The following is a 24829-nucleotide window of genomic DNA, read 5'->3' as shown; positions in this document are numbered from 1 at the left end:
AAGGTACAAAAAATTAAATTTTACTAAAATTAAATCTTCAGAATAAAAAAAATTTAATTCATTTAAAAAACGTTAAACAATTTTTGTAATTTACTTTTTTCAAAAAAATATTTTATCCCTAATGAAAATATCTATTCCAGGAAATAAAAATTTTAACATAAAAAATTTAGTTTTAGACTACAATGGCACTATTGCAAATAACGGTCAGTTAATTATTGGTGTTGAAAAAGCAATTAATACACTTTCTAAAGAAATTAAAATTTATGTAATTACAGCAGATACTTTTGGAACAGTGGAAACTGAATTAAAAAATGCGAATTGCAAAATTTTAAAAATTGGAAAAGAAAACCAAAATCAACAAAAATTAGATTTAATTTTAAAATTGAATCCAAATAATACTGTAAGTTTTGGAAATGGTAAAAATGATGAATTAATACTGAAAGAGAGCGCTATTGGTATTGGTATTCTTGAAAATGAAGGCATTTACGCTAAAAACTTATTGAACGCTGATATTTTATCTGCAAAAACATTTTAAATGCTTTTGAACTGCTATTAACACCTAACAAGTTAATTGCGACTTTACGAAATTAATTTTTTTAATCTTACAAAAACATATACATATAAACTACGCTAGAGGTTAAAGCGCATCTTATTTTTAAAAAAAATAGCGAGTAGTTAAAGAGAAACCCAAAAATTAAATACAAAAAAAACCTCCACAAATTGTGAAGGTTTTAGAATATTTTTAAAAGTAAAATTACTTTTTAAATTTAGCATACTTGTTTTTGAACTTGTCAATACGTCCAGCAGTATCTATTAACTTAGATTTACCAGTGTAGAAAGGGTGTGATGTTCTTGAAATCTCTAATTTTACTAAAGGATATTCAACACCATCTACTTCTAATGTTTCTTTTGTGTTCACTGTTGAACGAGTTAAAAACACATCTTCATTAGACATATCTTTAAATGCTACCATTCTATAATTTTCTGGATGTATACCTTTTCTCATCTTAACTCGTTTTAATTCTGTTTTTATTTTTAAGACTGCAAATTTAACTATATTTTTGAAACTTCAAACAAATAATTTATTTTATTTACACAAATATATAAAAAAAGCTATTAAAGTTATGTTCAATAAATTAACAGTTCTATTTCTTACCCTTGCATTGGTACTAAACTCATGTAAAAGTGAGTACAAATTTATAATAAATGCTCCTAAAAAAGTACAAATTAACCAAACTTTAAAAGTTTCGGTAAGTGAAAAGGGTGAAAAACCAATAAAATCAGTACAATTTTCGATCGATAATAAAAAAATTTCTTCAGAAGGAAACTCGGCAACTATTGATATTTCAAATTATAAATTAGGAAAACATCAAATTATAGCATTGGTGTTTTATGAAGATAAAACTGAAAAAATTACAACACCTGTTTACTTTCTAGCCGACAAAGCTCCTGATGTATACACGTATAAAATAATAAACACTTATCCGCACGATTCTAAAGCTTACACACAAGGTTTGGAATATTACAATGGATTTTTATATGAAGGAACTGGAAGAAACGGAACTTCATGGGTTAGAAAAGTTGATTTAAAAACTGGTAAAGTTTTAAAACAAGTAGATTTAGATAAAGCTTATTTTGGTGAAGGAATCACCATTTTTAATCATAAAATTCATCAATTAACTTGGAGAGCCGGAAAAGGAATTGTTTACAATATTGATAGCTTTGAGAAAGAAAAAGAGTTTAAATACACTAAAAGTCTTGAAGGCTGGGGATTGACACATAATGGCGAAAAATTGATTAAAACTGACGGAACGGAACGTATTTGGTTTTTAAACCCTGAAACTCATATAGAAGAAACCTATATTGAAGCCTATACTAATAAACGTAAGGTTGAAAATTTAAATGAGCTCGAATACGTAAACGGACTTATTTATGCTAATATTTGGCAACAGAACTCTATTATAATTGTAAATCCTAAAAATGGTAAAGTTGAAGGTGTTGCAAATTTAAATTCATTAAAAAAAGAAATTTTAAAACAACAAAATTTAGATGAGCAAGACGAAGTTTTAAACGGAATTGCTTACGACAACGAAAATAACCGTTTGTTTGTTACTGGAAAACACTGGAGCAAACTTTATGAAATTGAATTAATTAAAAAATAAACTTTCATATTTTATTTTTACATTTACAAAAACTTCAAAATGCGTTACAACCTCACATTTTTAATTGTTATTTTATTAATTGTATTTTCTTCATGTAGAAAAGACTTTACTTCTACTTTAAGTTCGGGTGGTGAATTAACTTTTTCTAAAGACACCGTATATTTAGATACCGTTTTTACCAATATTGGAACAAGTACTTACAATTTAAAAGTATACAATAAAAGCGGCAACGATATTTCAATACCAACTATTGCTTTAGGTCGTGGAGAAAATTCGTTTTACAGACTAAATGTTGACGGAATTCCAGGTAAAAGTTTTGAAAATGTAGAAATATTAGCAAAAGACAGTATTTTTATTTTTATTGAAACAACTATTGATTATAATAACGTAGTTAATCCAATTTATATAGATTCTATAGTATTTAATAGTACTCAAATAGAGCAAAATGTTAAATTAGTAACATTGGTTGAAGATGCTAATTTTTTATTCCCTTCAAAATCTTCTGATGGAATTATTGAAACTATAAAAACTGGTATTGATGATGATGGAAGTGATATTACAGTTCAAGGGTTTTATTTAGGTGATAATACAACTTTCACTAACAATAAACCTACAGTAATTTATGGATATTGTGCTGTACCAGAAGATAAAACCTTAACTATTGAAGCTGGTGCAAGAATTCATTTTCATGCAAATTCAGGATTAATTGTAGATAAAAATGCTACTTTAACTATTGAAGGGGAATTAGACAACCAAGTTATTTTAGAAGGTGATAGATTAGAACCTTATTTTACTGATGTTCCAGGGCAATGGGGAACTATTTGGCTACGTGCCGGAAGTAAAAACAACAACATAGAAAACGCAATTATTAAAAATGCTTCAATTGGTGTAATTATAGATTCTATTGGTAGTGTAACCGAACCAGCGCTCACACTTAAAAACACCCAAATATACAATAGTTCAAACTACGGTTTATTAGGAAGACAAACTAATATTTATGGCGAAAATGTAGTAATCAATAATAGTGGTTTAATTTCATTAGCCTGTACTATTGGTGGAAATTACAACTTTACACACTCTACTTTTGCTAATTATTGGTCAAGTAGTTTACGTGAATATCCAAGTGTTTTAATTAACAACTATTATTCGTATTACAATGAAAATGGAACTGAAATTTATGTGGTTAGCGATTTAAACCAAGCTAATTTCACCAATTGCATTATAGATGGAAACAGTAATATAGAATTATTAATAGATAAAATTGAAGGTTCGCAATTTAATTATGATTTTAAAAATAATTTAATCCGTTTTAATGATTACAATAATAATTATGAAGGGATAGCTGAATACAACTTTGAAGATACAACACATTTTTTAAATAATATTATAAACGGTGAAGCCGACTTTAAAAATTCTTCAGAAAACGAATTAATTATTGGTGAGAATTCAGAAGCTAACGGAAATGCTTTAGAAACTGCATCAAATTTAATTCCATTAGATATTTTAGGAGTTACAAGAACTATTCCGGCAGATATTGGTGCTTACCAACATATAACTTTTGAAGAAGAATAAAATGAATGTAATTATAACTGGAACAAGTAGAGGAATTGGTTTTGAATTAGCGCAATTATTCGCAAATAATAATTGTAATGTGTTAGCTTTATCTAGAAATTCTGAACCTATAAATTCGCTTCAAAATAAAAACATTAAGGCAATTTCAGTTGATTTAGGAAACTCTGAAGACCTAAATAAAATAACAACATTTATATCAAAAAACTGGAAACAAGTAGATATATTAATCAATAATGCTGGAAAATTAATTAACAAACCTTTTGAAGAATTAACTTCAACCGATTTTTTAGAAGTTTACCAAGTAAATGTTTTTTCGGTTGCTGAATTAACCCAGCAACTACTTCCCTATTTAAAAAAAGGAAGTCATGTTGTAAATATTAGCAGTATGGGAGGCGTTCAAGGAAGTTTAAAATTCCCAGGATTAGCTGCCTACAGTTCAGCAAAAGGAGCAATTATTACATTAACAGAGTTGTTAGCAGAAGAATACAAAGAACAAGAAGTTTCGTTTAATGTTTTAGCATTAGGAGCCGTACAAACCGAAATGCTAGAAGAAGCATTCCCTGGTTATAAAGCACCTGTTTCAGCTAAAGAAATGGCAGCTTACATTTACAATTTCTCAATTACTGGAAATAAATTTCACAACGGAAAAATTATAGAAGTTTCGTCAACAACTCCATAAATGATTAAAGAAATTTCAAAATACATACCTACAAATTCCATTGATTTAGTGGGTGAAATTCTTGTAAAAAATCCAATTTCAATAAAAGTTGTTAATCAAAGAGCTACAAAACATGGAGATTTTAAAGTTTTAAGAAACGGAAAAACTCAAATTACAATTAACAACAACCTAAACAAATATCAATTTTTATTAACGTTAATTCATGAAATTGCTCATTTTGAAACGTTTAGAAAAAGTAGAAGAGTAAAACCACATGGTATTGAATGGAAACGTAATTTTCAATATTTAATGCTCCCTTTTTTACAACCAACCATATTTCCAAATTCTTTATTACCTTACCTTGCAAATTATTTAAAAAACCCAAAAGCAAGTACTGGTAGCGATGTTAATTTAAGTAGAGCTTTACTTTATTATAGCGAAACTTCAACAAACAATTATATATTTGAATTAGAAGTTGGAACACTTTTCAATTATAAAAATAAAACCTATAAACTAGGCAAAAAAAGAAGAACTCGATTTGAATGTTTAGAAATTAAAAGTAAAAAGTTATATTTATTCAATCAAAATGCTGAAATTGAAATTATTAAAAATAAAATGTAGTTATGGAAAATAACAATTCAACAAACTCTTCAGAAAATAAAACTAATACTCCGCCTCAAAAAGCTGATGTTAAAACTATTTTTGAAAGTATAAAAGCATTTTTTATTGATTTGTTAGATATCCGACATGATACTGATAAAAAAGCTACTATTCAAGATATTAAAGATAGTATTTCCATGAAAGGTCATACAGCTTGGATTTTAGTTTTTTCTATTGTTATTGCCTCTATTGGATTAAATGTTAGCTCTACAGCTGTTGTAATTGGAGCCATGCTTATATCTCCACTAATGGGACCCATTTTAGGAGTTGGACTATCTATTGGAATTAATGATATTGATACTTTAAGACGCTCTTTAGTAAATCTAGGCGTTATGGTTGGATTGAGCTTATTAACCTCTACATTATTTTTTATATTCCCAATTTTTCAAAATGAAACACCCGAAATTTTAGCACGTACAGCGCCAGATGTTAGAGATGTATTTATTGCTATTTCTGGTGGTTTAGCTTTAATAATAGCTTTAAGTAGAAGAAACCAACAAACTAATACTATTGCAGGTGTTGCTATTGCTACAGCGCTTATGCCTCCACTTTGTACAGCTGGATACGGAATTGCAACTTTAAATCTGAACTACTTTTTTGGAGCCATGTTTTTGTTTACTATTAACACTATTTTTATTGCTTTAGCAACCTTTGTTATAGTTAAATTTTTGCGCTTTCCAATGTTAAAATACATTAATTCGGCAAAAAGAAAACGTATTGCTCGTTTAGCTTCTTTTGTGGCTGTTTTAGTTTTTGCAGGAAGTATTTATATGTTTTTAAACTTGTTTCAAGAAAATCAATTTAAACAACACGCACAAAATTTAATTAATGAAATAAAAGAAAGTGGAATTAGTATAATTGATGAAGATGCTGATAATATTAGCTACGAAAATAAATATATTAAACTTGTAGTTTATGGAAATAAACTTTCAGAAAGTGATATTAAAAAATGGAACGATCGTTTACCAGATTATGGGTTAAGTGGAACTGAATTAAAATTTCAACAAGGTATAGATGATTCTGATTTAAGACACGAAGTAAAAAACCTTTCTGAATTATATGCTCAAAATCAAAAAATTATTTCTTCTAGAGATGAAACTGTAAAAGAAAAAGAGGAAAAAATAAAACTTTTAACTCAACAACTTTCTAGCTATATAGATAATGAAATACCTTTTATTCAAATTAGTAAAGAAGCACAAATAAATTATACTGGTTTAGCTAATTTAAGCTATGCTAAAACACTTCAAACAAATTTTGAATCTATTGATACTGTAACAGTTTTTAATGCTAAATGGTACGATACTATAGCAAATGTACCTCAACAACAAAAACAATTAAAAAACTGGTTAAAAACTAGATTAGAATTAGACACACTACAACTAATTAATAGGTAATTTTATTTCTAAAATTAAAAATCAATAATAATTCCAAATCTAGGTAAAACAGTACCTGAAGTATTATCTATTTCTTCTAAAACATATTTTGAAGAATCTGTAGAGTTTACAACCTTATTTCCACTTTCATCTAACGTTGGAATTAAGTAAGATTGTGAAGTAGATTCACTTCCATATAAATTTTGAATATCAAAGTAAAAATTTAGTGAAAACTTCTTCCAATACCAAGTTTTATCAACTCTAACATCTAATTGGTGATACGTATCAAATCTTTCTGAATTTAATTTAGAATAATCTAAAATTCCACTATTAGAAACATCGTAATTTGAAATTATTGAAGAACTTTCAAAATCATAAGGTGTGTAAGGTTGCCCTCCAACTAATCTAAACTTACCTCCTATTTCCCAATTCTTTTTCAATTTCTTACCTCCAGTAATTGTTAGTAAATGTCTATTATCCCAAGACGAAGGAATATAAGTATCTAATTCATTCTTAAATTCACTTTTAACAAATGTATACGAAACAATTCCATACAATCCATTATATGATTTTTTTTGAGCCAACAGCTCAATTCCATACGATCTTCCTTTAGACGTAGAAGTAACCTCCTCGTTACCAACAACTCCAAAATCTGAACCTAAATTAGCTAAACTTATTTGATCTCTTATTGAAAATGGATAATTAGCATATTTTTTGTAAAAACCTTCAATAGTAATTTTTGAAGTAGATTCTGGATTTAATTCAACACCTGCAACATAATGTGTAGATTTTATATATTTTAATCCATTATCTTTATTTACCAATATATTTGAATTATTTCTATAACCCATAATTGTGTAAGCTGGCAATTGATAATAAATACCCGATGAAGCATTCAAACTTAATTTATCCGACAACTCATAAGCTAATGAAACCCTAGGTGAAAACTGATTTAATGGATTATTCATTTCAGAATTATAATTAACCGCATCTACTCTAGTTCCAAACGAAACACCTAATTTATAATCATAAAACTTTTTTGAAATTTGACCAAAAGCATTGTATTTAAACATGGTTAAATCTGAAGAAAAGTCAATTTCACTTACACCATTTGAATTTGCAATTTTTTGGTAGGTTGAATTAAAATATTTAGCATTTTCTAATCCAACACCAACATTTAATTTATAATTATTTTTTAATGAAGACGTATTTTCAAAACGCAACTTATTTTCAATTTCTTTAGAATCGTAATCAATTAATAAATCTTCACTATTGTATGTGTTATTAAAGTACTTTTTAGCATTGTTATTCCAAACATTTCTACTTAAAACCAGTTGTTGTGTAGAATGTTCTCCAAAATGTTTGTATGAAGCTCCTATTGTATAATTCCACTGTTCTTGTACGGGTATATTTGCTAAAATATATGTGTTTCTCTTAATTTTATCTTCATCAGTAATACCTTCATTTACACTTTCATTTAATTTAAAATTGTCTATAGCTCCAAGCCCAATTAATGAGATCTCGCTTTTATCCGATAGTTTATGTTTTACATTTAATTGAAAATCGTTGTACGTTGGTAAAAAAGGAAGTTTTATAAGCTTAAATAAAAATTGTAAGTATGATTGCCTAGCAGACACCATAAACGTAGTTTTATCACCCAACGGTCCATCTAAAGTAATTCCAGCATCAGAAGTTCCAAGAGTAGCTCTTGTATTTAATTTTTCTGGATTACCTTCTTTTTGAGTGAATTCAATAACCGAACTTAAAGCATTGCCTCTATTTGCTGAAAAAGCGCTTGTATAAAAGTCTACTTTTCTAATTAAATCTGCATTTATTATACCTACAGGACCACCAGAAGATCCTTGTGTTTGAAAATGATTAATAACCGGAACTTCTATACCATCTAAATAAAATTTATTTTCTGAAGGAGCTCCACCTCTAATAATAATATCGTTTCTAAATCCAGGATTAGATGCAACACCTGGCAACGATTGAATTACTTTTAAAATATCTCTATTTCCTCCTGGATTTTTTTCTATTTCGGCTATACCCAACGTTTGTGCTGAAAGTGGATTTTCAATAGATTTTTTAAATATTTTACTTTTTACAACAACTTCATTTAACTGCTCGTTATCTTGTTGTAATTCAATAAGTATATATGGAGATTTATCTATAGTAACTAAATAATCTTCAGAAATTACAGATTGATACCCTATGGATGAAACCTGAACTTTTACATAACCTAAAGGAACATTCTTAATTTCAAAATCACCACTTTCATTTGAAGAAGATCCAATAGTTGCATCAAGTACCACAACATTTACATAAGGAATGACTTCTCTTGTTTGAGAATCAATAATTTTACCTTTAATAACTCCTGTATTTTGAGAAAAAGAAAGTAAACAGCTAAAAACAACTAATAAGCAAAAAAGAAATTTAGTTTTCATATTTAAACAATTTATACAAATATATTTATTTTGTTTAGTATTTAGCAATTTTTATTAAACATTTTAAGGTTAAATCTAAAAAAAGCCTCAAATATTAATTTGAGGCTTGTGGTGAGAGAAGGATTCGAACCTTCGAAGACATAGTCAGCAGATTTACAGTCTGCCCTCGTTGGCCACTTGAGTATCTCACCTCTAGTTTTCAACTAAAAAACTTCTCTATTCAAGAAGTTTTTGTGACCTGGCTGGGGCTCGAACCCAGGACCACCTCCTTAAAAGGGAGGTGCTCTACCAACTGAGCTACCAGGTCATTTTTTTCCTTTAGCGGGTGCAAATATAAAAGTATATTTTAAATAAACAAACCAAATTTTTATTTTGTTTCATTTAAATAAGCTTCTCTAACTTTTCTAAATAAATTAGAAGAATACACAAATTCTACAACTGCTTCATTTTCAGTTTTAAACATTTCTTTGTTTGAACCTTCCCAAGCCTTAACACCATCTTTTAAAAAAATAATTTTTTCTCCAATTTCCATTACAGAATTCATATCATGAGAATTTATAATAGTAATTATATTATACTCTTCTGTTATTTCTTGAATTAAGTTATCAATTATAGTAGCTGTTTGTGGATCTAGTCCAGAATTTGGCTCATCACAAAACAAGTATTTTGGATTCATTACAATAGCACGTGCAATTGCAACTCTTTTTTGCATTCCTCCAGAAAGTTCGGCTGGAAATTTTTTATTTGCATTTTGTAAATTTACTCTATCCAACACAAAATTAACCCTGTCTAACATTTCAGATCTAATTTGCCTTGTAAACATTTTTAAAGGAAACATAATGTTTTCTTCAACTGTTAAGGAATCGAACAATGCACCACCTTGAAATACCATTCCCATTTCTTTTCTTAACTGTCTTCTTGATTTTATAGTTAGTTCAGTATGTTTTCTTCCATCAAACTCTATAATGCCTTGCTCTGGAACATGCAACCCTAAAAGACACTTTAAAAACACTGTTTTACCTGAACCACTTTGCCCAATAATCATATTGGTTTTTCCTTTTTCAAAAGTGGTTGAAACACCTTTTAAAACTTTAGCTTCTCCAAAACTTTTATGTAAATCTGTAACTTTAATCATTATCCTAAAAGCATTTGAGTTAAGAAATAATTTAATAAAATAATAACAATACTTGTCCAAACTACAGCCATTGTACTTGCTCTACCAACTTCTAACGATCCTCCTTTTACATAATATCCATGGTATGCTGGAATGGTAGCAATTGCAAAAGCAAAAACTACTGTTTTAGTAAGTGCATATTTTAAAAAATATGGATTGAAATCTAACTGAATTCCGTAAATAAAATCTTCGCTAAAAAATAAATCTGTTAATAATCCTGCACAGTAACCTCCAAAAATTCCTAAAAATATAGATAGCATAACTAACAACGGATAGAAAAATAATGCCGCAATTATTTTGGGTAATACTAAATAATTTAAGGAGTTTATTCCCATTACTTCTAAAGCATCAATCTGTTCGGTAACTCTCATAGTTCCTATACTCGAAGTTATATAAGATCCAACTTTTCCTGCTAAAATAATAGACATAAATGTTGGAGCAAATTCTAATATTATACCTCGTTTTGTAGCAAATCCAATTAAGTATTTTGGAATAAAAGGACTATCAACATTTAATGCTGTTTGAATTGCAACAACACCTCCAACAAAAAATGAGATAAACATTATAATTCCCAAAGATTTTAATCCCAAATCCTCAACTTCTCTAAATAGCATTTCTTTAAAAACAGACCATTTCTGGGGTTTTCTAAAAACTTGTTTCAGCATTATAAAATACTTACCAACATGTTCTATATAATTCATTCAAATAAGTTTTTCGCTAAAATATTAAATTTAAATAAGGTAGATTCTTTAATAACTCATAAATTTAATAGTATAATTTAAAATATAAACCTTTTAAAGCTAATAATTAACTTTAACAAAAGTGCAATATTGACTTTTAAGAATTAAAATAAATATAACAACATTAGCCCTAAACCAATAATAGAACTTGTTACAAACCAAATTATACTGTTTTTAGTGAGGTTTTAAAATAAGGTTATACATCTAATTAGAATGAAATAAAAGCCCCCATTTAGAGGGCTTTTATTATTAGTACATATTTGTATTGTTAAGTTTTCCCATATTTATATCATGATTAATAGCTGTACTAGGAATAACTTTATGTATTTCTACTTTAGGAATAGAAATTACGGCATTTAATAAACTTGTTAAATCGTTCACATTAACATTATTACAAGCTGCACACTCTTCTTGATAAAACTTATAACCAGTATTTCTACCTTCATAAATATAAGAAACATACTCAAATTGATGACCATCAATTGCCCAAGGCGAAAATATTTCACTTGATTTGTTGAATACTATTGTAGCTGTCCATGAACCTGTTTTAGCTAACGACATTCCTTCAATTAAAACACACGGTTCTAAAACTACTTGTTTATCAAAATATGTAATTGGTTTTACTGCATTTTTAAATACTTCAGATTTTGTAAATTGAATTGAGTTATGTTTCATATCAATACCTTTTACAACTCTTACATTTCCAACTGGCGCTTTATTACTTCGTAATGCCGAAACCATTAAAGTTGAGTTAGTTGCTGTTAGCGTTTTACTTTTTGCAACCATATTAACCGAAGTTTCTAAACCTTCATTTTCAATAGCCATAAACAACAATCCATCTGGATAAAACCAATCTGATTCAATTATAAATCCATCAATATTTATTCGAGCTTTTACTTTATCCATTGGAGAAATAGCTATATTATCAAACTCGAAAAAACCTAAAGGAGCTACTACTTCCTTAACATATTTTTTAGCTCTATTTTTAAAAGTATCTTTATTTCTTGTAGTTCTAACCATTGGTTTTTTTAACACCCCTTTTTGAACAACTTTTTTATTTGGCAAAGTTTTAATATTACTATTGTTTACTCTTTTTATTTTTGCGTTTTTTGAAATATTATTATTGCTATTTTCAGGATTTTTTATTGAAATTAAAGGAGCAATTAATTCAGCTTGAGGTAACGGCTGAACAATTATTTCAATTTTACCTTGATACGTTATTGGCTGCATAAAATATGGAGTTACTCTAAAATTAGGTTTAAGAAGTTTTAAATTATTTTCTTGAGGATTACTTTTAACAGTTTTTGGTTCATCAAAAGTGTTTACTTTAGAATTTACACTTCCTCTTACAAAATCTGCATAATAATCAGCAATTTGAAACTTAATTTCTTGAAAAGGAATAGTTGTTTTAACACCATCAGTTCTTGCTGCTGCCGAATCAATTTTTATACTCACTAAATCGCCTTTCACCAACTGAATATCTTTTCTTGAAAATTTTCCTTCAGATGTAGTTGTTGCCTCATATTTTTCTTCAACACCATTTTTATGAGTGACAAATATTTCTACTTCACCAACATAAGGTTTTGGGTTTTCTAAATCAGCTATATTTGAAATTTTTCCTTTTACTCTATCATTATATGCGCAAGCTTCAGTAACTGCAAGTTTATAAGCACCAAAATTTCGAGTACTTTTTTCCCAAAGAACAAAAAGCTCATCGTATATCGTAAATTTTTTAGAAACTATTTTTCCATCAGCTTTTACCCTAAATCCCATATTAGCATCTAAAGCAGTTGTATCTCCTAATTTTACCTCTACATTTGCTTCTAAACCTCCTCTAACTCTTAAATCTAAAACATTATAACCTTTAAATTTTAATTTTGCTTTACACTCTACACCAGCCAATGCTTTAATTTTACCATTTACCTGATAATCAACATCACACCAACTTGTAGTTTCATGTACTGTACTAACACTTTTAGGAATATACCAAAATGTACCTCCTCTAATTCCAGCAACAAAATTAATTCCTTGATCTACTTCCGCCACTAAAGTAACCTCTCCATTTACTGCAATAACTAAAAAAACTCCAACCTTGCAATTTCCAATTTTTTCAACAGGAATATCAAAACCGTAAATTGGGATAAGCTGTTCATGCTCTAACTTTAAATCTGAACTTACTTTTAAATCAATTCTTTCTTCGGTTTTAAACACTAATTTATAACCTCCATTTTTAGAATACTTACCTTCAACTCTTGGATTATTAAAACCTATATAACCATCTAATTTTACTTTAAATTCAATTTTAGTTTCTGAATTTTCAGTTTTATCGTTGTCTTCAAACAATGTATATTCTTCATCTTCAAAACTTATTTTTATATCATAATCGTCTCCTGCTCCAGACGATTCAACTTCTACACTATCAATAGCCATTTCTGTATTTGCAAGCGTTAATTTAACTTCTTGCAATGGCACTTCAATATCTTCAAATACATCTTTTAAACGAGGCATAAATCCAATAATTTCAGTATCACTTACAATGACTGGTTGAAAAACCAAATCAGATTCTGGATCTACATAAATACTATCTTCATGAGGTTTAATTGCTCCTAAATCAACTGTTTTAATTAAACCATTATTACTCATGTGCTGTATTAAATTATTTTTTAATACTGGCTTCATAATAGCTACATTTGATTTATACTGATACGTTACGTTTTTAAATTCTCCTTTTACCTCGCCTTGTAAAATTGCTCTTTCAGCTATTGGAGAGGTTATTATAGAAGTAGTTTGAAGATCATTTTTAATAACAAATTTTTCTACTTTTTCTAAATTAAGTATGTTTTTGTTTTGAGAATAGGTGTAAAACGAACTCAATAGTAATATACTTATTAGAAAAAAAATTACTTTTTTCATAATACTATAATTAATCAATTTTTAATTGCGGATGTGATAGTAGTTAATACATTCAATAATAATGAAAGCCGCGTTCAGTTTTTGATTTTTTACGAGTTCTTACATAATTTTAATATGCAATTTTGATGTTGCGTAGAATTTCTTTTTCTTATACTTTTTAATTTTTAAATTTATACTCTTTTACAAAACATAACTATTTCACTTAAAGATACTTAATAATTTAATTAAAAAAAAGTAATAACTAAAAAAGCTCCCTAATTAGAGAGCTTTTTTAGTTATTTTAATATGTATTATTTAATACTTATAAACTATTGCATTTATGCTCATTCCTGCTCCAACAGAAGCAAAAATAACAGTATCACCTTTATTTACACCTTGATTTTCTATTTCTCCATTTCTCACTAAATCAAATAATATTGGCACAGTAGCTACCGAATTATTACCTAATTTATGAATACTCATTGGCATTATTCCTTGTGGTACTTTTGTTTTATATAAACGGAAGAAACGTTTGATAATGGCTTCATCCATTTTTTCATTAGCTTGATGAATAAAAATTTTCTTTATTTCAGAAATGTCAACATTTGCTCTGTCCATTGCTAATTTCATTGCTCCTGGAACATTGCTAATCGCATATTCATAAATTTTTCGACCATACATTTTTATGTAATCTGTACCATCTTTTAATTCTTTATTATAAGATTCTCCGTAAAAAAGATAATAACATTCGTCTACTGTATTAGTTTGAACAGCATGACTTAATATTCCTTTTGAAGTTTCACTTTCTTCCGCCTCAATAATACAAGCTCCTGCTCCATCAGAATAAATCATTGAATCTCTATCAAAATCATCAATAACCCTAGACAATGTTTCACTACCAATAACTAAACATTTTTTAGCTATTCCTGCTTTTATATACGCTTCTGCCTGAATTACACCTTGAATCCAACCTGGACATCCAAATAGAATATCATACGCTACACATGAAGGATTTTTTATACCTAATTTATGTTTAACTCTAGATGCTAAACTTGGTAGTATATCATTTTGAATCGAGTTTTTTTTAACGTCTCCAAAATTGTGAGCAAGAATAATATAATCTAATTGTTCTTTATCTACTCCTGAATCTTTAATTGCTTTTTCAGCAGCAAAAAAAGCTAAATCTGATGATGTTAAATTATCAGCAGCATAACGCCTCTCTTCAATACCTGTAATTGCTTTAAACTTATCTATAACAATTTCATTATCATAGCCAAAAGGGCTTCCATCTTCATTAAGAAAAGTATGATTTAAAAAGTCAGAATTTTTTACAACTTTAGTCGGAATATAACTTCCAGTTCCTGTAATTATTGAATGTTTTGTCATTATTTAATATTAAACAACAAATTTATTAAGGTAATATAAAAGAAGTAAATTTATTAAAAAATCAATACGATGCCCAACAAGCAAAAAAAAAGTAAAAAATATTATACTGAATTATAATTCAGAACTATATATAGAAAAAGGCAAATTTATTTTACGATACTCAACAGCAATAATTAATAATTTTAAAGAAAGGATTTATCGAAAGCTATTGGTAGTAAATCAATTATAGAATGTGTTTTAATAATTTTACCTTCTTCCCCTGTAAAGTAAACTTCAATTTTTTCGTTTTGCTTCACTTCATACTCTAACAGAGATTGTCTACAAGCTCCACATGGAGCCACAGGTTCTTTTAATATTTGAGATGAAGAACTTGCTGAAATGGCAAGTTTCAATATTTTTTGATTAGGGTATTGAGTAGCTGCACTCCAAATGGCAACTCTTTCTGCACACATACCTGAAGGGTAAGCAGCATTCTCTTGGTTGTTTCCTGTAACTATTTCTCCATTTTCGAGCAATAATGCAGCACCAACACTAAATTTAGAATAAGGAGCGTAAGCCGTTTGCTTTGCTTCAATTGCTTTACTCATTAATTTCTGAACACTTGAAGGAAGCTCTTCAAATGTATTGTAAACTCCAATATTAATTTTTAACTCAATATTTTTCATTAAAAAAAGTAAGATTAATAATATTCAAACATATCTCCAAAATCAAACGACAACGAGAAACGAAGTGTATTTTCTAATGGATTGTTAATATCTGACGCATTGAATAAATAAGACATATCTAAACGCGTACTTTTAAATTTAAATCCTGTTCCTAATGTAAAATATTTACGCGCACCTTTTGTATCGCTTTCATTAAAATACCCTGCTCTAACAGCAAATGAATCGTCGTATAAATATTCTGCACCTAAAGCCCAAGTAAACTCCTCTATTTCTTCGCTAAAACCTCCTGGAGCATCACCAAACGAAGCCAACATACCTTCAAAAAAACCTGAATCTTCTTGTGTGTATGGTGGTTCACCATCTTCAGAAACACTTGGTGTTGGCACTAATAGCTTATTAAATTCTGCAAATACGCCAACTTTATTATAACTATCTAATATAAAATCAAAACCACCACCAATTCTTAAATTTGTTGGAATAAAGTTTTCATTATCATCATTTGTGTATGACACTTTTGGTCCTATATTTGAAATATTAAAACCAGCTCTCCAAACACCATTAAAATCTCCGTAATTAGCTTCATCAGATTCAAAATATCCTGAAATATCAACAGCAAATGTATTTACCGCAGATAAATCTGTATCTCCAGACTTAATACCTAAATCTGAACGTATGTAACGAAGTGTTACACCCATACTGTAGGTTTCACTTAACTTCATAGAGTATGAACCATCTAATGAAAATTCATTTAAATTTTCAGTTCCTTGATCTCCACCAAAATCATCTGTTAATTGAATTTCTCCTAAATTAAAATATTTAAGGCTTGCTGCCCATGCGCTTCTATCATCTATTCTATTGGCAAAACTTACACCTCCTAAAAATACATCATCGGTTAATTCTCTTAACCAAGGAGTGTACATAACACCAATTGTAAACTGATATGGATGAAATGCATATTTAGCGGCATTGTAATGTTGAGAAAACGAATCTGGCGCTGTTGCCACACCAATATCACCCATTCCACCTGCTCTGGCATCTGGCGCTATTAATAAAAATGGAGCTGCTGTTGTAATTGGGTTTGAGTCGTCTTGTGCTTGAACTTTTACAAAAGAAACTAAAACTACTAAAATTGCTAGAAATATTTTTTTCATCCTTGTTTTTTTAACTTCACAAATATCTTAAATTATTACTGAAGTATTACTAATTTTTCTACTTTTTCTGCTGTTGAATTTGTATTCAACGATTTTACCTTTAACTTATAAATATAGGTTCCTTTCCCTATTTTTGAACCAAAATCATCTAAACCATCCCAAGTAATTGTTCGTGATAAATTTCCTTCTGATTGTACCGTTTGGTTTATTGTTTTAACCAACTTACCTGAAACAGTAAAAATTTGAACTCTAACTTGCAATAATTCATTTGGTTTATTGTGATTAAACCAAAATTCAGTATAGTTTATAAAAGGGTTTGGATAATTTAAAACATTACTTAATTCTAGATTTCCATCACCTACAACAAAAAATGTTAACGTTGCTTCAGATAAATTATTGTATGAATCCCATGCTTTTAATGTAATTGTGTGTAATCCTGGCTCTAAATCGCTTAATTGATAAGATGCTTTACCTTTTGTAAAATCATCTAACTCGGTTTGGTAATAATCATTTAAAATAATTGGATTGGATTGGTCTCCATCAATTATTGCAACAATATCATGATCTACCGCTGTAATGGATGTATTTATTCCACTTTCATCTTCCAATACCGCAATAAATAAAGGAGATTGATTTGTAGTACCACCTTCAACAAAGGTTAAATCATTCATGTATAATTGTACTGTTGGACCTTTTGAATCTTCGGGTGCATTTTCATTTATTCCACCAACAACTATATCTAAATTATAACCCGATCTATCTTCAATTGTATTGTTTGCATACATACTTAATCTACCATTTCCATATTCAATTTTTAAATCTCTTGGTGTAAAAAATTCGAATTCAAACATACCATTTTCTACTGTAGCTCTTCCATTAAATATTTTACTTCCATTTACATCATAATCCATAAAAATCCCATGATTATCATTATCTAATGTAGTTTTTACGAATCCTTTATCAAAAAATGTTGCAGAAATTTCACCGTTAAAATTATTTAAAAGTTGATTGTTTATATCTAAAACCTCTCCTTGCATTTTTACTAGAGACAACCCTTTAATTGTATCTAACTCTTGATTTACGTCAATATCGTTTAATTTTGTAATAGAAATTTTAGGATTTGGCACTGCTAAATGCATTGCTGGGTCTCCAAAATAGTAAATAAAGTAACGTTGAGAATTTGAAAAATTATTTTTCACTTCTAATAAAGATTCAGCAATGGAATAATTTTCGTTATTATATTCTAATAAATACTTTACCAATTCTCTATTTACAGATTGCCCAAAACTAATGTAAACTTCTCTTGCTGTTGTAATTAATGAAGCTGCTCCTCCATTTTCATTCCACAATACGTATTCACCTGCGGTATCTCTTATAGGATTATCGAATTTCGAAAATTCACAAGTAACTGTAATAAATAATGGTAGCTTTTCAAAGTTATTCCAACTTTGAATATCAGAAACTTCAAGAATACGTTCTGTAGCCCAACCATCTTCACCTCCATGTCCAAAATAATTTACCATTAACGTACCTGTTTCAATTTGATTTGTAAGGTCTGTATTTACATCTGGATATCTAGTTCCTCCAACTGATGATTCTTGGGTATAAGAATCCATGTATATTTTTTTAATATTAAAAAGTGGCTTGTTTGCTGTTATATCATCTGCAATAATTTCCATTCCTGTTTGAATAGCTTCATCATTCCCATTAGGTATTACGTTATCTAAATCATCCGCAACTAACGTAAGGTTAGTTCTCCATTGTCCAAATGTAGCTTCACTATAATAATTTAAAATTTTATCAATAATTTTTTCAGCTTCATTAACAGTTGTAATTGGAATTCTACCTATTGAAAAATCTTGTTTCTCAAAGGAAGATAATAAACCTTCGTTTTCATCCATCATTCCATAATAATCATCAGTTACATATGAAGTTGCTAGATTAAAACTATTATATGCTTCAAACACTGGTACAATATTATTGTTGCCAGTTATTCTATCTTTATAATCATAAGATGCATCTCCTAGCAAACACACATACTTAATCTGATTTGTTGTTGAATTTAGGTATAAGTGACGTAAAAAATCTCTTATTGCCGTTATATCTTTAGAGCCTGAAGAAAATTCATTATAAATTTCATTTAAATCTATAACCTTTGAAATTAATCCATTTTCTGCGTGATAATCAGCTAATCTTTGACCTTGAGTCATTAAATAATCTTGAGTTATTACCAAATAGTCTATATTATTTAAACTATGTAAATTTTGATTTTCAATTCTAGTAGATTCTATTTTTTTTGGCGTATAAAAATCATTTTCATTTAAAACAATAAATTCTTTTAAAGAGCCTCCAACACTTTTAAAGTTAAAAGTATTTGAAGTAGAATTATTAGTTTCAACAGTTGGATTTATAAAATCTGTTACATTCCAAACTTCATAAATTTGATCTGAATTTACTATTGAGTATTCAATAATATCTGCACTAGATGTTACCTCTAAATTTCTAAAAGTAAACTGATTCCCTTCAGCAATTAAATTTTTAACACCTAATATTTCTATATAATCCAAATATGCATTGGCAGACGGATTTCCATTGTTATTAAACGAAACTTCAACATTTACATCTGAATTTGTCAAAGCAATTTCTCCACTACCATCTACCGCATAGGCGTCGGTTAAACCGGAATAAGCTGGGTAGTTTATAGTAAATAAATCTTGACCCGAAACTTTAATACTCATTGACGATGATAAACTAGAAGCTACAACACCCCTAACTCTTACCAATACATTTTCCGCTGTATCTAAATTTGAAAATGGAATTGAAAAATTTTGAGTGTTTTCTATAATAAAAGATTCTCCAAACCATTGCTGACCAGTTGTAAACAAATTAACTTCATCTTTTTCATAAAAAACATAATCATGATATTTTGTTATTTCAGAAACAGAAGCGTCTGTTATTTCAGGAGAATTTTCAATTCTTTTTCCTTCTGAATTACCAACAGTTACAAAATAATAAGCCTCGTCTGAAAAAATATTATAATTGTGCTTATAATTAAATAGATTTTCGCCATCTCCATTCCAACTATGTGGACCTTGTGCATAAAACAAAATATAATCTCCACTATCAAAACTCCCATCATCTTCACCAATTACTTTTATTGCGTTTTCTTGCAATCCATCGTACCTAAATTCGTTATTAGCAAAAGGAAGCATAGCTCCACCATTTCCATAAATTTGTATGTTTTTAGGGTTTACATTACTTATGTCAATTCCTAAACTTTGTAAAAAACTTCTATCCAATTTAAAAATTCCAGTAGTATCAATAGCAAATTTAAACCATTCTCCAGAGCTTAAAACCGAGTTTTTAACACTACTTTGCTTTAAATATTTTGAAGCTTTTATACTTGATGAAAGAGTATATGTTAAATTAAAAGAAATAACTCTTTTGTAACTTTCACCTTCCTTAATTATTGGAATACATTCTATATTTCCAAAGCTTTTACCTCTTTGCTTTACAACTCTAAAATCTACACTAAAATTTGATGAAATTGACGAGGATTGTTTTAAATATACATTTATAGGCGTAAAATTTTCATACTTTACATTTGAAACAACAAAATTTCTAACATCTAAATTATCTTCAATTTTCCAAGACTGAATGTATTGAGGAATTAAATCATCATTCAAAAAATTATTTTCAACAACAGAAGTTACTATTGAATTGTTATCTTTAATTGTATAACTAGTATTGTTTTTCCAATTTAACTCAAAATGTTTACTAGTTGATTGTTGAGCAACAACACCAATTGTATGTAACAAAACAATTATAAAAAGGGTAATTTTATTTAATTCCATTGAAACTATAACGTTGTATTTTAATAGTTATTTTTAATATAATACAACATTACATATAATAAAGCATAAAAACAATCGTTAGTAAAAAACATAATTATAAATTTTTCTTGCAAAAAAATTAAATTAATGTAAATTGCGAAACATTAAAACCCTTATAAGCTTATAATGAAAATGAAAAAAATTAACAGCGTTACTAAATTAGGTTTATTAGCTATACTTATGGTATCTCTAGTAAGTTGCCATAATAGATCCTACCGTAACAATTCATCATTAACTGGCTGGAATTCGAAAGATAAATCTGCTGCCGGGTTTTCTTCAAACACAAATTATAAAGGTCAAGAAACACCTCCTGGCATGGTTTTGATTGAAGGTGGTACTTTTACAATGGGCCATGTACAAGATGATGTTTTATTTGATTGGAATACTACTCCAGTAAAACAACAAGTTCGTTCGTTCTATTTAGATGAATCCGAAGTTACTAATTCTGAATACTTATTTTATTTAGAGTACATGGAAAAAGTTTTTCCAACTAGTAACGTAAACTATAAAGATATTTATCAATCCGCTGTGCCTGACACTTTAGTTTGGAGAGATGTTTTAGGATTTAATGAATTATTAACTGAAAACTATCTTCGTCATCCAGCATATGCTGATTATCCAGTTGTTGGTGTTAGTTGGGTTCAAGCCAACCAATATTGTAAATGGAGAACTGAAATGGTAAACTCAAAAATTTTAAGAGATAGAGGTATTTTAAAAGATTTATTTAGTTTAGATTCAGTTGAAGTTATGGGTCAAAATAGATTTGATACAGATGCTTATTTAGCAAATCCAGCAAATTTATTTGAAGGAGATTCTACTATATACGCAAAAGGACTTCCAAGCAATGTTGCTCGTAAAAAAGGAGAAGCTAGACCCGAAAGAGGTGCTTTTACTGGAAGACATGCGAAAGTATCTGATGGACTACTTTCACCTAAATTTAGATTACCTACTGAAGCAGAATGGGAATATGCTGCCAAAGCTAACGTAGAAAATAGAGAATACAATAATATAAGAGGAAGAAAAAAATATGCCTGGGATGGTAAATATACTAGAAACAAATCTAGAAGAACTAAAGGCGATCAATTAGCTAACTTTAAGCAAGGTAAAGGTGATTATAGCGGTATTGCTGGATGGAGTAATGATGGAGCAGATATTACTATTGCTGTAAAACAATACGATCCAAATGCTTTTGGTTTGTATGATATGTCAGGAAATGTTGCTGAATGGGTTGCAGATGTTTATAGACCAATTATAGATAATGATGCTAATGACTTTAACTACTTTAGAGGAAATATTTTTACTAAAAAAATGATAGATGCTGAAGGAAAAGTTGTTATTGTTGATGATTTTTCAGTTGAATATGACACTCTAGATAACGGTAAATTAATACCTAAAGCATTACCTGGAAGTATTAAATACATTCCAATTACAAAACGTGATGCTTACATGCGTAATAATTATGAAAAAGCATATAATGTTGATTCAAATGATGGTGATTTAGCTTCTACTAAACTATTTGACAAAGAAGAAGATGAATTAGAAACAAAACCTAGAATGTATAATTCACCTGTGAGACCAAGAACAATTGGTGAAAGTGGTTTATTAATGCAAGAATATGATTCTGAACACAGAACTACACTTGTAAGCGATAAAACTAGAGTTTACAAAGGTGGATCATGGAAAGATAGAGAATATTGGTTAGATCCTGCACAACGTAGATATTTACCTGAATATATGGCTACAAACTATATTGGTTTCCGTTGCGCAACTACAAAATTAGGACCTATGACTTATAAACGTAGAAAACCAACTACTACAAAAGTTAGATACTAAAAAAATAATTTTATTATATATTGAAACCTCACTTTTTAGTGAGGTTTTTTTTTATATTTAAACTATGAATATTGAACAAATATATAAGCTTTATTCTCAAAGCTATTTAGTTGATACAGACACCAGGAACATTAGAAAAGGAAGTTTGTTTTTTGCTTTAAAAGGTGAAAACTTTAATGGAAATAAATTTGCTAAAGACGCTTTAAAAAATGGAGCATCGTACGCTATTATTGATGAAGAACAATTTCAAACTTCAAACAAGTTTATTTTAGTATCCAATGTACTTGAAACACTACAAAAATTAGCAAACTTTCATAGAAATCAATTAAAAATTCCTATTATTTCTTTAACAGGTAGTAACGGTAAAACAACTACAAAAGAATTGATTAACGCTGTTCTTTCAAAAAAATATAAAACTGTTGCCACAAAAGGAAATTTAAATAATCATATTGGAGTTCCATTAACATTGCTATCTATGAATTTATCTACTGAAATTGGAATAGTTGAAATGGGTGCAAATCATTTAAAAGAAATTGAATTATTAAGCTCTATTGCAGAACCAAATTTTGGATATATTACTAATTTTGGAAAAGCACATTTAGAAGGTTTTGGAGGTGTTGAAGGTGTAATTAAAGGGAAGTCTGAAATGTATAATTTTCTTCGAAAAACAAACGGAAAAGCATTTATAAATAGTGATGATGAATTACAACTAAAACAAAGTGAAGGAATTGAATCTATCAAATTTAATTCAGAAGATATTGAGTTTTTAGAAGTTAATCCCTTTGTAAAAATTCAGTATAAAAACCAAACAATTCAGAGTCAATTAATAGGTAGTTATAATTTTAATAACATTGCTGCGGCAATTACAATTGGAAACTACTTTAATGTTTCATTGGAAGCTATTAAAAAAGCTATTGAAAACTATATTCCTACTAATAATCGTTCTCAAATAATAGAAAAAAATTCAAACCAAATTCTTTTAGATGCTTACAATGCAAATCCAAGTAGCATGAAGGTTGCCCTAGAAAACTTTAATCAATTAAATAGCGGCTCTAAAATTGTGTTTTTAGGCGATATGTTTGAATTAGGAGAAACTAGCATACATGAACATCTAAAAATAGCTGAATTAGCAAGTTCATTTAATTTTAATAAAGTGTATTTAATAGGAAAAGCATTTTCTACAACTAATGTAAAAAATGCCTTTATCTATAATTCTTTTGAATCTTTTAAAAATTCAACAGATTGTAAGACTATTTCTAATTCCACAATTCTAATTAAAGGTTCTAGAGGAATGGCATTAGAACGAATTTTAGAGTTATTCTAAATTCATTAACTCTCTATGATGCTCAATTAATCCATCTATTGGACGGCGAACTATATTTCCAAGGTCTACCAAATAATATTTGGCAACATCTTCAATAATATCACGAGCAAAATAGGCTATAGAACCTACAAAATGTACTGGAACAGTTTTTGACTCCTTATAAGGTAAAATTCTATTTTTAAAGAAATCTTTCATACCTTTATGTAACACTTTATTAAAATATAGTGTTCTTTCGTTTTTCAACATAAATTCAGCAAAACTTGCCAAATAAGTATTTGGGTTTTCTTCTTTATAAATATGCCTTTTAATAGTATCAGCGTCCACATTAAATTGTTCTTCGAACATTTTTGCTATTTTTTTTGGCATTTTTTTGTAGTAATAATCTCTTATTAATTTTTTACCAAAATAATTACCACTTGCTTCATCCATTAAAATATAACCTAATGAAGGAATACGGACATCTACATTTTCACCATCAAAATAGCAAGAATTAGATCCTGTACCTAATATGCAAACCATTCCTGGTTTGTTTGTTACAGCATAGGCTGCCGCAAAAGTATCTTCTTTTACAACAACTTTAGCATTCATAAAAAAAGATTCGAATATTGATTTTAACAATGCTGTTGGTTTTGGAGTTCCACAACCAGCTCCATAGAAATAAACTTCAGTAACCTTATCCTTTATTTTTTGAAAGTCTTCATTTTCATAAACTCTTTCATTTAATAAATCTACTGGAAAAACTGCTGGATTTAAACCTCCAGTTCTGGTTTTTAGAACTACTTCACCTTTTAAGTCTAGTAAAATCCAATCGGCTTTTGTTGAGCCACCGTCTGCTATTAAAATCATTTTTTAGATATGTTTTTATACTAATTTAACCTTGAATATACTTAAAAAAAGTA

Annotated in this window: 18 protein-coding genes and 2 tRNA genes; 8 read left to right on the top strand and 12 right to left on the bottom strand. The window is 28.6% G+C overall.

The window, feature by feature from the left end:
- Positions 1 to 121 precede the first annotated feature (121 nt).
- Complete coding sequence (locus tag R3X25_RS14970) at positions 122 to 535, top strand: hypothetical protein (protein WP_317675777.1); 414 nt, start codon at positions 122 to 124, stop codon at positions 533 to 535.
- A gap of 219 nt (positions 536 to 754) precedes the next feature.
- Here the strand turns inward: R3X25_RS14970 and R3X25_RS14965 are convergent, their stop codons facing one another.
- The gene (locus R3X25_RS14965; protein ID WP_317675776.1) at positions 755 to 1006 is read right to left on the bottom strand and encodes a type B 50S ribosomal protein L31; all 252 of its coding nucleotides are present in this window, start codon (positions 1004 to 1006) and stop codon (positions 755 to 757) included.
- Between the two features lie 118 nt (positions 1007 to 1124).
- On the opposite strand from R3X25_RS14965, the gene R3X25_RS14960 reads away from it, so the two are divergent.
- From R3X25_RS14960 to R3X25_RS14940, 5 genes are read left to right on the top strand one after another with little or no spacing between them, the layout of a single operon-like run.
- Positions 1125 to 2162, top strand: a complete 1038-nt coding sequence (locus tag R3X25_RS14960) for a glutaminyl-peptide cyclotransferase (protein ID WP_317675775.1) — start codon at positions 1125 to 1127, stop codon at positions 2160 to 2162.
- A 39-nt stretch (positions 2163 to 2201) separates the two neighbouring features.
- Positions 2202 to 3734 (top strand): hypothetical protein, encoded by a 1533-nt coding sequence (locus tag R3X25_RS14955; RefSeq protein ID WP_317675774.1) that lies wholly within the window; start codon positions 2202 to 2204, stop codon positions 3732 to 3734.
- Position 3735: 1 nt separating this feature from the next.
- Positions 3736 to 4413, top strand: a complete 678-nt coding sequence (locus R3X25_RS14950) for an SDR family oxidoreductase (RefSeq protein WP_317675782.1) — start codon at positions 3736 to 3738, stop codon at positions 4411 to 4413.
- Complete coding sequence (locus R3X25_RS14945; protein ID WP_317675773.1) at positions 4414 to 5013, top strand: SprT-like domain-containing protein; 600 nt, start codon at positions 4414 to 4416, stop codon at positions 5011 to 5013.
- A gap of 2 nt (positions 5014 to 5015) precedes the next feature.
- On the top strand, positions 5016 to 6446 hold the full coding sequence (locus R3X25_RS14940) for a DUF389 domain-containing protein (protein ID WP_317675772.1): 1431 nt from the start codon (positions 5016 to 5018) through the stop codon (positions 6444 to 6446).
- Positions 6447 to 6460: 14 nt separating this feature from the next.
- Here the strand turns inward: R3X25_RS14940 and R3X25_RS14935 are convergent, their stop codons facing one another.
- From R3X25_RS14935 to porU, 10 genes are all read right to left on the bottom strand, one after another.
- Entirely contained in the window at positions 6461 to 8872 is a 2412-nt protein-coding gene (locus R3X25_RS14935) for a TonB-dependent receptor (protein WP_317675771.1), read from the bottom strand.
- 109 nt (positions 8873 to 8981) lie between these two features.
- A tRNA-Tyr gene (locus R3X25_RS14930) sits at positions 8982 to 9063 on the bottom strand.
- Positions 9064 to 9106: 43 nt separating this feature from the next.
- Positions 9107 to 9179, bottom strand: a tRNA-Lys gene (locus tag R3X25_RS14925).
- A gap of 60 nt (positions 9180 to 9239) precedes the next feature.
- Positions 9240 to 10007, bottom strand: coding sequence for an ABC transporter ATP-binding protein (locus R3X25_RS14920; RefSeq protein ID WP_317675770.1), 768 nt, complete (start codon positions 10005 to 10007; stop codon positions 9240 to 9242).
- Positions 10007 to 10747, bottom strand: a complete 741-nt coding sequence (locus tag R3X25_RS14915) for an ABC transporter permease (protein ID WP_317675769.1) — start codon at positions 10745 to 10747, stop codon at positions 10007 to 10009. The genes R3X25_RS14920 and R3X25_RS14915 overlap by 1 nt, the downstream gene beginning before the upstream one ends.
- A gap of 288 nt (positions 10748 to 11035) precedes the next feature.
- A complete protein-coding gene (locus tag R3X25_RS14910) occupies positions 11036 to 13699 on the bottom strand; it encodes a hypothetical protein (RefSeq protein WP_317675768.1) in 2664 nt (887 codons plus the stop codon).
- Positions 13700 to 13993: 294 nt separating this feature from the next.
- Positions 13994 to 15064, bottom strand: a complete 1071-nt coding sequence (locus tag R3X25_RS14905; RefSeq protein WP_317675767.1) for a ketoacyl-ACP synthase III — start codon at positions 15062 to 15064, stop codon at positions 13994 to 13996.
- A 182-nt stretch (positions 15065 to 15246) separates the two neighbouring features.
- A complete protein-coding gene (gene cdd, locus R3X25_RS14900; protein ID WP_317675766.1) occupies positions 15247 to 15729 on the bottom strand; it encodes a cytidine deaminase in 483 nt (160 codons plus the stop codon).
- A 14-nt stretch (positions 15730 to 15743) separates the two neighbouring features.
- Positions 15744 to 16880 (bottom strand): type IX secretion system outer membrane channel protein PorV, encoded by a 1137-nt coding sequence (porV, locus tag R3X25_RS14895; protein ID WP_317675765.1) that lies wholly within the window; start codon positions 16878 to 16880, stop codon positions 15744 to 15746.
- Positions 16881 to 16915: 35 nt separating this feature from the next.
- Complete coding sequence (porU, locus tag R3X25_RS14890; protein ID WP_317675764.1) at positions 16916 to 20734, bottom strand: type IX secretion system sortase PorU; 3819 nt, start codon at positions 20732 to 20734, stop codon at positions 16916 to 16918.
- Positions 20735 to 20905: 171 nt separating this feature from the next.
- On the opposite strand from porU, the gene gldJ reads away from it, so the two are divergent.
- Both gldJ and R3X25_RS14880 read left to right on the top strand, forming a co-directional pair.
- Positions 20906 to 22606 carry a gliding motility lipoprotein GldJ gene (gldJ, locus tag R3X25_RS14885; protein ID WP_317675763.1) on the top strand — a complete coding sequence of 567 codons (1701 nt, stop codon included), beginning with the start codon at positions 20906 to 20908 and terminating at the stop codon, positions 22604 to 22606.
- A 64-nt stretch (positions 22607 to 22670) separates the two neighbouring features.
- Positions 22671 to 23930: a UDP-N-acetylmuramoyl-tripeptide--D-alanyl-D-alanine ligase gene (locus tag R3X25_RS14880; RefSeq protein ID WP_317675762.1), complete on the top strand. Its 1260-nt coding sequence runs from the start codon at positions 22671 to 22673 to the stop codon at positions 23928 to 23930.
- Here R3X25_RS14880 and R3X25_RS14875 read toward each other — a convergent pair.
- Positions 23922 to 24776 (bottom strand): N-acetylglucosamine kinase, encoded by an 855-nt coding sequence (locus tag R3X25_RS14875; protein WP_317675760.1) that lies wholly within the window; start codon positions 24774 to 24776, stop codon positions 23922 to 23924. The genes R3X25_RS14880 and R3X25_RS14875 overlap by 9 nt on opposite strands.
- Between the last annotated feature and the right edge of the window lie 53 nt (positions 24777 to 24829).

The organism is Lutibacter sp. TH_r2 (genome assembly GCF_033101135.1).
Classification (GTDB): Bacteria; Bacteroidota; Bacteroidia; order Flavobacteriales; family Flavobacteriaceae; genus Lutibacter.
Note: the sequence above shows the minus strand (reverse complement) of the source record. Positions and strands in the feature narration are given on the sequence as shown.

What these genes read in the sequence shown, in the direction of transcription:
- R3X25_RS14970 (WP_317675777.1), top strand. Translation starts at nt 122, where the DNA reads ATGAAAATATCTATTCCAGGAAATAAAAATTTTAACATAAAAAATTTA.
- R3X25_RS14965 (WP_317675776.1), bottom strand. Translation starts at nt 1,006, where the DNA reads ATGAGAAAAGGTATACATCCAGAAAATTATAGAATGGTAGCATTTAAA.
- R3X25_RS14960 (WP_317675775.1), top strand. Translation starts at nt 1,125, where the DNA reads ATGTTCAATAAATTAACAGTTCTATTTCTTACCCTTGCATTGGTACTA.
- R3X25_RS14955 (WP_317675774.1), top strand. Translation starts at nt 2,202, where the DNA reads ATGCGTTACAACCTCACATTTTTAATTGTTATTTTATTAATTGTATTT.
- R3X25_RS14950 (WP_317675782.1), top strand. Translation starts at nt 3,736, where the DNA reads ATGAATGTAATTATAACTGGAACAAGTAGAGGAATTGGTTTTGAATTA.
- R3X25_RS14945 (WP_317675773.1), top strand. Translation starts at nt 4,414, where the DNA reads ATGATTAAAGAAATTTCAAAATACATACCTACAAATTCCATTGATTTA.
- R3X25_RS14940 (WP_317675772.1), top strand. Translation starts at nt 5,016, where the DNA reads ATGGAAAATAACAATTCAACAAACTCTTCAGAAAATAAAACTAATACT.
- R3X25_RS14935 (WP_317675771.1), bottom strand. Translation starts at nt 8,872, where the DNA reads ATGAAAACTAAATTTCTTTTTTGCTTATTAGTTGTTTTTAGCTGTTTA.
- R3X25_RS14920 (WP_317675770.1), bottom strand. Translation starts at nt 10,007, where the DNA reads ATGATTAAAGTTACAGATTTACATAAAAGTTTTGGAGAAGCTAAAGTT.
- R3X25_RS14915 (WP_317675769.1), bottom strand. Translation starts at nt 10,747, where the DNA reads ATGAATTATATAGAACATGTTGGTAAGTATTTTATAATGCTGAAACAA.
- R3X25_RS14910 (WP_317675768.1), bottom strand. Translation starts at nt 13,699, where the DNA reads ATGAAAAAAGTAATTTTTTTTCTAATAAGTATATTACTATTGAGTTCG.
- R3X25_RS14905 (WP_317675767.1), bottom strand. Translation starts at nt 15,064, where the DNA reads ATGACAAAACATTCAATAATTACAGGAACTGGAAGTTATATTCCGACT.
- cdd (WP_317675766.1), bottom strand. Translation starts at nt 15,729, where the DNA reads ATGAAAAATATTGAGTTAAAAATTAATATTGGAGTTTACAATACATTT.
- porV (WP_317675765.1), bottom strand. Translation starts at nt 16,880, where the DNA reads ATGAAAAAAATATTTCTAGCAATTTTAGTAGTTTTAGTTTCTTTTGTA.
- porU (WP_317675764.1), bottom strand. Translation starts at nt 20,734, where the DNA reads ATGGAATTAAATAAAATTACCCTTTTTATAATTGTTTTGTTACATACA.
- gldJ (WP_317675763.1), top strand. Translation starts at nt 20,906, where the DNA reads ATGAAAAAAATTAACAGCGTTACTAAATTAGGTTTATTAGCTATACTT.
- R3X25_RS14880 (WP_317675762.1), top strand. Translation starts at nt 22,671, where the DNA reads ATGAATATTGAACAAATATATAAGCTTTATTCTCAAAGCTATTTAGTT.
- R3X25_RS14875 (WP_317675760.1), bottom strand. Translation starts at nt 24,776, where the DNA reads ATGATTTTAATAGCAGACGGTGGCTCAACAAAAGCCGATTGGATTTTA.